Raw genomic sequence first — 8,269 nt, 5'->3', positions numbered from 1 at the left:
CACGGACTCGCTGCATGTGCCGGCGGCAGAGAGAATTCAGGCGCAGCTTGCCGCCGTCGGCTTTCATCATTTGAAATTAGAACACGCGGGAAATGAGGACGCGCCCTCGACACGCATACGCTTCACAAAAGATCATGCCGCAATCGATCTCGGCGGCATCGCAAAAGGCTATGCCATTGATCGCGGCTGGCAGACACTGGCACAGCACGGATTTCATGATGTGCTGGTCGAAGCCGGCGGCGATCTGCGTGTGAAATCGTCACCGCTTACGGCCGGGCGGCGCTACATTTGGGTGCGGCATCCGCGTGAGGCTGATCAGTTTTTTGCACGCTTCAAAGTGGACGGCGGTGCGGTGGCAACCAGCGGCGATTACGAACGGTTCTTCGAGCATGACGGACGGCGCTATCATCACATTCTCGATCCGAAGACCGGCTATCCGGCGTGGAACGACAGCGCTGGCACGCAAATGTTGAGCGTGACCGTCGTCGCGCCTACCGCCATGATTGCCGATGCCTTTGCCACAGCCGTGTTTGTGCTGGGGCCGGAACACGGCATCTCACTGGCTGAAAAAGCCGAGCGTCTTGAGGCCCTGGTAATTTTCAAACAAAACGGCAAGCTGCGCTGGCGCGCAACTGAAAATTTCAAGAAGAAACTGGAAGTTTTGGCAAACAACTAGCACGACAGCCTGGGAGTGACATCAGCATGAGTCGAGTTCTCATCACCGGCGGCGCGGGTTTTCTGGGTTCTCATCTTTGTGAATACTTCTTAAAAAAAGGCCACGAAGTGATTGCCATGGACAACCTGCTCACCGGCTCCACGGCGAATATCGAACATTTGCAAAGCGAGCGCTTCAAATTCATCAAGCATGATGTTACCGAATACATCTATCTGGCCGGTGAGATCGATTATGTATTGCACTTTGCTTCGCCCGCGAGTCCGATGGATTATTTGCAATTGCCGATTCAAACGCTGAAAGTCGGCGCGCTCGGCACGCACAAGGCTCTGGGCCTCGCGAAAGACATGCGCGCGACGTTTTTGCTGGCCTCGACTTCGGAAGTCTACGGCGACCCGCTCGAACATCCGCAACGCGAAGATTACTGGGGCCACGTCAATCCCGTTGGCCCGCGCGGCGTTTATGACGAGGCCAAGCGCTTTGCCGAGGCGTTGACCATGGCGTATCATCGCACGCACGGCGTTGACACCAAAATCGTGCGCATCTTCAACACCTACGGCCCGCGCATGCGCCCGAATGACGGCCGCGCCATTCCCGCATTTGTGCCGCAGGCGCTGCGCAACGAGCCGATTACCGTATTCGGCGATGGCTCGCAAACGCGCAGCTTTTGCTATGTCGATGATCTTATTGAAGGCATTTATCGCCTGTTGATGTCGGATTATCACGAGCCGGTCAACATCGGCAATCCGCACGAAATGACCATTCGCGCGCTGGCGGAGGCGATTATTCGATTGACCGGCAGCATGAGCAAAATCGTGGAAAAGCCGCTGCCGGAGGATGATCCCAAAACGCGGCAGCCGGACATCACGCGCGCCCGCGAGTTGCTCGGCTGGCAGCCACAGGTGGAATTTGAAGACGGTTTAACGCGCACGATTGCATGGTTTCGCAAACAAAAAGGCATAGCATGAATTCCCGGGTGACGCATGCTCGGCGACGGCTTGGCCGTCGCCTCAGGTATTTTGGGGAGAAGGCCGTCACGGCTTGGCCGGGGCTCACTCCGGAACTTGCGTGTTGCGGCAATGCGAAATCGGCATAAAGCCGTGAAAGACCCCGGCAAAATTTTGATTTTGCGCTTGAGTTCGATTGGCGATATCGTGCTGACTTCGCCGTTGATGCGCGTCTTGCGCCGGCGCTTCCCGCGCGCCGCCATCGATTTCGTGGTGAAGGCTGATTTTGCGCCGTTGCTGGAACATAACCCGAACATCGACACCGTGCATGTGATCGAACCGGCAGCGGGACTGACTGGGTTGTGGCATTTGGGCCAAACCCTGCGCAACGCGCGCTATGACATTGCCATCGATCTACACAAGAATTTTCGGTCGCGCTTTTTGGTTCATGCCTGCCGGGCCCGGCGTGTATTGCGCTATCAAAAACATGTATGGCGGCGCGGGCTTTACGTCAAGCTCAAGCTGAACACGATGCGGCAGGCCATGCCGATCTATCAACGCTATCTGGCCGCGGCCGCGGAATTGAATGTGGCCGATGATGGCGCCGGCACGGAGTTGTTTTGGGCGCAGGAACATGAACAAGAAGCCGAACGCGCCGCGCAGCAGCATGGAATTTCTCGTGGGCAAGCGCTGCTCGCCGTGGCGCCCGGCGCAGGTTATTTCACCAAACGCTGGCCGGCGGAATATTTTGCAGAGTTGGCGGTACAACTTGCGAAACACTATTCTGATTTTGCCCTCGTGATTTTGGGCGGGCCGCAAGATGCTGAGGCCGGTCGCGCCATCACCAACGCCGTTGCCGGCGGCAAGGTGATCGATCTCACCGGCTGTTGTTCCTTGCTGGCCTCAGCGGTGTTCATCAAGCGCAGCCGCTTGTTGGTGGCGAACGATTCCGGTTTGATGCACATTGCCGAGGCGGTTAAAACGCCGGTGCTCATGCTGGCAGGCTCGACGACGCGCGAGCTGGGATTTTTTCCGCAGCGCGCCCACTCGCGCGTGCTGGAAAACCAAACGCTGGCCTGCCGTCCGTGCAGTCATCTTGGTTATGACGCGTGCCCGGCCGGCCATTTTCGCTGCATGCGCGAGCTGACACCGGCGCTGGTTCTGGCGGAGTTGCAACACATGCTGCGGCTGGCGCGCAGCGCAGAAGAGTTGCATGATTGCTAAGGAGGTTCACTATCCCTGAAAAAGTCAAATCGCCCGGCGCGCACGAACGCGAAAACGGGCGCAGCACGCGCGACGTCCTGGCGTCGCATGAGCTTGCCGTGCAAGCAGCGCAGTGCGCGCTGGAAAAGAAAGGCGGAGAGATCAAGCTCTTCGATTTGCGCAAGCTCACCAGCATTACCGACTTTTTTTTGATCTGCACCGGCAACACCGATACCCACGTGCAGGCGATTGCCGATCACATCGTCGAACAACTGGCCCTGCGGCAGGTCAAACCCTGGCATATTGAAGGCCGCGAGAATCTGCGCTGGGTTTTGATCGATTATATCGACGTCGTCGTGCATGTTTTTCAACCCGAGGTGCGCGAGTTTTACGGCCTTGAACGCCTGTGGGGCGACGCCGACGTCGAAGAGTTTCGAGATGAATAAAAGCCTGTCAAGACAACAAGCAACCAGTGATCTTATATGATAATCGACGCAGAAAAATATCTTCAAGAAATCATCGCACGCGCCCTGCAAACCCTTGGCTGGCCTGCCGGCGCCGGCGAACCGCGCGATCACGCCGAAGCCATCGTCATCAACCGCCCCCGGCAAGAAGGCTTTGGCGATTTTGCCACACCGATCGCGATGAATTTGGCCAAGGCGCTGAAAAAATCGCCCAAAATCCTGGCGCAAGAATTGACCGCGGCGTTGCAATATGATGACGCGGTGATCGACACGATCACCATCGACGGCCCGGGATTCATCAATTTTCGCCTGACCCCGCGATATTGGCAAAACACGCTCGCCGAAATTTTGAAAAAACGCGACACCTTCGGCACAAGCAATTGGGCGCACAATCAAAAAATTAACATCGAATTCGTGAGCGCCAACCCTACCGGGCCGCTGAACGTCGTGAATGCGCGCGCCGCCTCCATCGGCGACGTGCTGGCGAATTTATTGCAAGCTGCCGGCGCGCAAGTCACGCGCGAGTATTACATCAATGACGCCGGCCAGCGCGTGAAAGCGCTGGGCTATTCGATCAGCTCACGCTATATGGATTTGTTCCGGATCGCAGAGCCGTTTCCGGAAGACGGCTATCACGGCGAGTATGTCAAAGATCTTGCCGTGGCGTTGTATAAAGAATTCGGCGATCGCTTTGTGTCTATGTCACTAGACGAACGCAGCCGCGAATTTACCCGCATCGGACTCGAACGTATGATTGCCGCGCAGCGCCAAACGTTGGCCGAGTTTCGCGTGCAATATGATGTCTGGTTCAGCGAACAAAGTTTGCTGGACAGCCGGCGGGAAGACGACGTCCTGCAATTGCTGCAAGAAAAAGGCGGCAGCTACGAAAAAGACGGCGCCGTGTGGTTTCGTTCGGCGCGCTTCGGCGATGAGCAGGATCGCGTGCTGGTCAAAAAAGACGGCGAACCGACTTACTTTCTGGGCGACATCGCCTATCATATGGATAAGTTCCGGCGCGGTTTTACGCAGCTTTATGATTTGTGGGGGCCGGATCATCACGGCCATGTGGCGCGCATGAAAGCCGCCATGACGGCGCTCGGTTATCCCTCGGGCAGCCTCGAAGTCTTGATCATTCAACAAGTGAATCTGCTGAGCGGCGGTGAAACGGTCAAAATGTCGAAACGCCGGGGGAAAATCATCGAGATGCGCGAGTTGCTCGAAGAAGTCGGCGTCGATGCCGCGCGCTATTTCTTTTTGATGCGCACGCTTGACACGCCCATGGATTTCGATCTCGATCTCGCCAAGAAACAAACGGACGAGAATCCCGTGTACTACGTGCAATATGCGCATGCACGCGTGTGCAATATTCTTCATTACGCCGCTGAGCAGGCACACGTGAGCGGAGCTGGCGCTGATTTAAGCCTGTTGAGAAAAGCGGAAGAAATCGGGGTCATGAAAAAGCTGGCGGAATTTCCGGAAGTGGTGTCGAAAGCGGCAAAGTTTTTGGAACCGCATCGCGTCACAAACTTCTTGCAGGAAACCGCTTCGGCGTTTCATCATTTTTATCAGAAACATCGCGTGGTTGGAAACGACGCCGCACTGACGCAAGCCCGCCTGCAATTGGTCGAAGGTGTGCGTACAGTACTGGCAAATGCGCTGCGCCTGTTGAACGTGAGTGCGCCCGAGCGCATGTAGTGTTTAAAAAATCGACAATCTTTTTGCCGCGATTTCCCACCCCCCAGGCCTGGCGGGTGGGATTTTGTTGTTCAGGGATTGAATTGTGATCGCATTTCGAAAGGGTATTGAGCATGAGTCTTCTGGTCGTGGGATCGCTTGGGCTGGATACGGTGGAGACGCCATTCGGCAAAGCCACGGATGTCATCGGCGGCACGGCAATTTATTGCGGCGTGGCGGCGAGTTATTTTACCGGTGTGCGCATGGTCGGCGTGGTCGGCGAAGATTTTCCGCAAGCCGAAATTGCATTCTTCCGGCAACGCGGCATTGACCTTGACGGCCTGGAAATCAAACCCGGCAAAAGCTTCAGTTGGGGCGGCCGCTATCATCTCGATCTGAACATGCGAGATACCTTGTTCACGCACTTGAACGTATTCGAGTCGTTTCAGCCGGCGTTGCCGCCCAAATATCGCGATACCCCGTTCGTCTTTCTCGGCAACATTGGGCCGGAACTTCAGCTCGAAGTGTTGAATCAAATGGCGACGACTCCCAAGCTGGTTTCGCTTGACACCATGAACTATTGGATCGAACGCACGCCGCAACAACTCGGGGAAGTGTTAAAACGCGTCGACGTGCTGCTGGTCAATGATTCGGAGGCGCGCCAGCTTGCCTCGGAAGCGAATCTCGTCAAAGCCGCGCGCCAGATTCACAACATGGGGCCGAAGATCATCATCATCAAAAAAGGCGAACACGGCGCGCTCATGATTTCCGGCGGAAAATATTTTTGGGCGCCGGCGTTTCCGCTCGAAAATGTGTTTGATCCGACGGGCGCGGGCGATACCTTTGCCGGCGGGTTTATGGGATATTTGGCGCACGCCGGAAAAATCAGCGATGAAACGCTGCGGCAGGCCGTCATTTACGGCAGCACGTTCGCCAGTTTTGTGGTGGAAGATTTCAGCCTGGGGCGCATTCGCCATCTTGAGCAATCGGAAATCAGCTCGCGCTTCACAGACTTTCACACCATGACGCGCTTTACCAAGCCGTGGGAATGAGTTGTGCCTGCGGCAATTTGTGAGAATAAAAAAATCCCGCCGAGAAAGTGTTTCATTTTCTCGGCGGGATTTTTATTTGCGCTCAGGCTTCTTGAACAAGAGCGGCGCGGCAACGGCTCGCCAGCGACTTAATTTTCTGCGGCGGCGCTCACTTCGAAATTTGCCGACAGCACACTCGTGCCCCATTTTGCGGTCAACGTGCCTTCGGTTTCACTGTTCGCCGCAAGTTCAACCGTGAACGTCTCTACAGATTCCGGAGTCGTCGACATGGTCAGAGGAACCGCTGCCAGGTCATCGGCTGCCGGATACTCATGTCCCCAGATGCCGGTTTTCTTGTTGAAAATGAGCTCCCAGTTGTCGCCCGCCACTTTTTTCATCCACAACGAATAGCTGCCGGCAGGAATCACGGTTTCGCCAAAGTGCAGATTGGCATCCGTTTTGATTTCGGTGGCTTCGTTCATACCCATGCGCCACACCATGCCGTCAGTGGCCTGCGCCAGCATGTCGCGGCCTTGCAATTGCGGCCGCCCGTAATCGATGCTCACCGCCATCGCGCCAAAAGTGGCGCTTGCCGTGCCGCGATTGCTTTCTTCCGCAGGCGCTTCTGCCGCCGGTTGCTCTGCCGCAGGCTCGGCTTGCGGCTGTTCACTTTTGCTGCACATGATCAAGGTCAGCATGGCCATGCTCAACAACCCCGCTCGCATCAGTCGAAAAAACAGCTTCATTGAAAAAATCTCCTCAGATTTGAAGGTGAAAATGATACGTTGGTTGTTTTTTTTTACTTGGAATTTTCACCGGGTTCCACCGGCGGCTTAAAACCGAAATCCTTGGGTTTCTGGTCGCCAAAGACTTTGATCTCGTCAAACGAGGCTTCATACTTGTCGATGTTTTCCTGCAACGCGCGCACGAATGATTTGGCGTGTTGCGGCGTCATGATGACGCGCGCCTGCACCCGCGCCTTCGGCGCGCCGGGAAAGAGCCGCACGAAATCGATCACAAACTCTGCGGGCGTGTGATTGATGATGGCGAGATTGGAGTAGATGCCTTCCGCCTCTTTTTCGCCCAGCTCGATGTTGATTTGTTGTTGCGGTTGAATATTATTACTCATGCACGAGGCTCCAATAAAAATTTGTTGAACGATACCGATTTTGGCGTTGAGAGTCAAACAAATTATAAAGAAGTCCGCACCCTGGTGAACGAATTTCAGGGGGGAAGGATTTAAATCAGTGGTTTGGGATGGCCGGGATGATTTTGGCAAAAAGGCGGCGAGCGCCATTTATATTTATCGCCTGCTGGTGGAAGCGACCCCCGCACATCAGGAAGGATAAGTGCTTTCGAGGAAAATGATGCTGGTGGAATAGCTGAAAACATCAGGGAAGAAAATAATTCCGAAAATTAATAGAACTTCACCCAATTGTCCCGGCCTAAGCAGATACCCCGATTTGCGGACAAGCTGGAAATCGCAGCTCTTCGAGCAGCCTTAAACTCCACCCACAAAAGTTGCCTGCGATTGAAATCGCAGGCTAAGATATGTAAACCGTCTGAAGACGGCTTTCAGCCAACGGGTAAGAGTCACATTCATGCGACTTTCACATATTAGCCTGTGGATTCATTCACCGGCGAGTATAGGCCAGAATACAATGCAAAATTCAGGTAGTAACGTTTAACAAGCTGTCTTAAAGACTCCGGCGGGAGTGACAGGTTTAATTTTCACCATACAACCCGCGCCAATTCGAAGAAATCTACATGCCGCATCTTTGGAGTTGAAGATCATCTAGACACGACACTTGTTATAAATTTTCCACGCCTAACGGAGTTGCATACCGGCGCGCTATTGGTTTCCGAATGAACGGCCGCAGTGTAGAACTCAAGTCCCAACCTACCTCTTGCCGCCCGTCTCCAAAGGCGACTTTGTTTTCAGCAGCGATTGAAATTTCTCCCGCACTTTTTCAACCTTGGGCATGGCCACCATGCGCACGTAGGCTTGACTGGGATTGTAGCACACGTAGTTCTGGTGGTAGCTTTCCGCCGGATAGAAACCGGTGAGCGGCTCCAACGTGGTCACGATCGGCTTTGAAAAAGCTTTGGCATCCGTGAGATCCTGAATAAAGGCCGCGGCCAGTTCTTTCTCTTGCTCATTGGCGTAGAAAATTGCCGAACGGTACTGCGGCCCCACATCGTTACCCTGACGATTTTTGGTAGTGGGGTCGTGGGTCGCGAAGAAAACTTTGAGAAGCTGTTCGTAGGAGAGCTTGT

9 protein-coding genes are annotated in these 8,269 nt (G+C 54.8%); 6 read left to right on the top strand and 3 right to left on the bottom strand.

The features are described 5' to 3' along the window. The 6 genes from FBQ85_22455 to FBQ85_22430 all read left to right on the top strand — a co-directional run. Positions 1 to 676, top strand: a 676-nt coding sequence (locus FBQ85_22455) for an FAD:protein FMN transferase (GenBank protein ID MDL1877903.1), incomplete at its 5' end; no start/stop codon positions are given. Positions 677 to 702: 26 nt separating this feature from the next. After that, entirely contained in the window at positions 703 to 1,641 is a 939-nt protein-coding gene (locus FBQ85_22450; protein MDL1877902.1) for an SDR family oxidoreductase, read from the top strand. A gap of 15 nt (positions 1,642 to 1,656) precedes the next feature. Further along, the gene (gene waaF, locus FBQ85_22445; GenBank protein MDL1877901.1) at positions 1,657 to 2,844 is read left to right on the top strand and encodes a lipopolysaccharide heptosyltransferase II; all 1,188 of its coding nucleotides are present in this window, start codon (positions 1,657 to 1,659) and stop codon (positions 2,842 to 2,844) included. A 77-nt stretch (positions 2,845 to 2,921) separates the two neighbouring features. Then, positions 2,922 to 3,269 (top strand): ribosome silencing factor, encoded by a 348-nt coding sequence (gene rsfS / locus FBQ85_22440; GenBank protein MDL1877900.1) that lies wholly within the window; start codon positions 2,922 to 2,924, stop codon positions 3,267 to 3,269. Positions 3,270 to 3,305: 36 nt separating this feature from the next. Further along, complete coding sequence (locus tag FBQ85_22435; protein MDL1877899.1) at positions 3,306 to 4,982, top strand: arginine--tRNA ligase; 1,677 nt, start codon at positions 3,306 to 3,308, stop codon at positions 4,980 to 4,982. A 113-nt stretch (positions 4,983 to 5,095) separates the two neighbouring features. After that, positions 5,096 to 6,013 carry a sugar kinase gene (locus FBQ85_22430; protein ID MDL1877898.1) on the top strand — a complete coding sequence of 306 codons (918 nt, stop codon included), beginning with the start codon at positions 5,096 to 5,098 and terminating at the stop codon, positions 6,011 to 6,013. Positions 6,014 to 6,141: 128 nt separating this feature from the next. On the opposite strand, the gene FBQ85_22425 is transcribed toward FBQ85_22430, so the two are convergent. The 3 genes from FBQ85_22425 to FBQ85_22415 all read right to left on the bottom strand — a co-directional run. Next, entirely contained in the window at positions 6,142 to 6,738 is a 597-nt protein-coding gene (locus FBQ85_22425; GenBank protein ID MDL1877897.1) for a DUF2911 domain-containing protein, read from the bottom strand. A gap of 53 nt (positions 6,739 to 6,791) precedes the next feature. Beyond that, positions 6,792 to 7,121, bottom strand: coding sequence for a DUF3467 domain-containing protein (locus FBQ85_22420; protein MDL1877896.1), 330 nt, complete (start codon positions 7,119 to 7,121; stop codon positions 6,792 to 6,794). Between the two features lie 771 nt (positions 7,122 to 7,892). Beyond that, a partial coding sequence (locus FBQ85_22415; protein MDL1877895.1) for a peptide-methionine (S)-S-oxide reductase occupies positions 7,893 to 8,269 on the bottom strand: 377 nt, incomplete at its 5' end.

Source organism: Cytophagia bacterium CHB2, from assembly GCA_030263535.1.
Classification (GTDB): Bacteria; Zhuqueibacterota; Zhuqueibacteria; order Zhuqueibacterales; family Zhuqueibacteraceae; genus Coneutiohabitans.
This window is presented reverse-complemented; position numbering and strand designations above follow the sequence as displayed.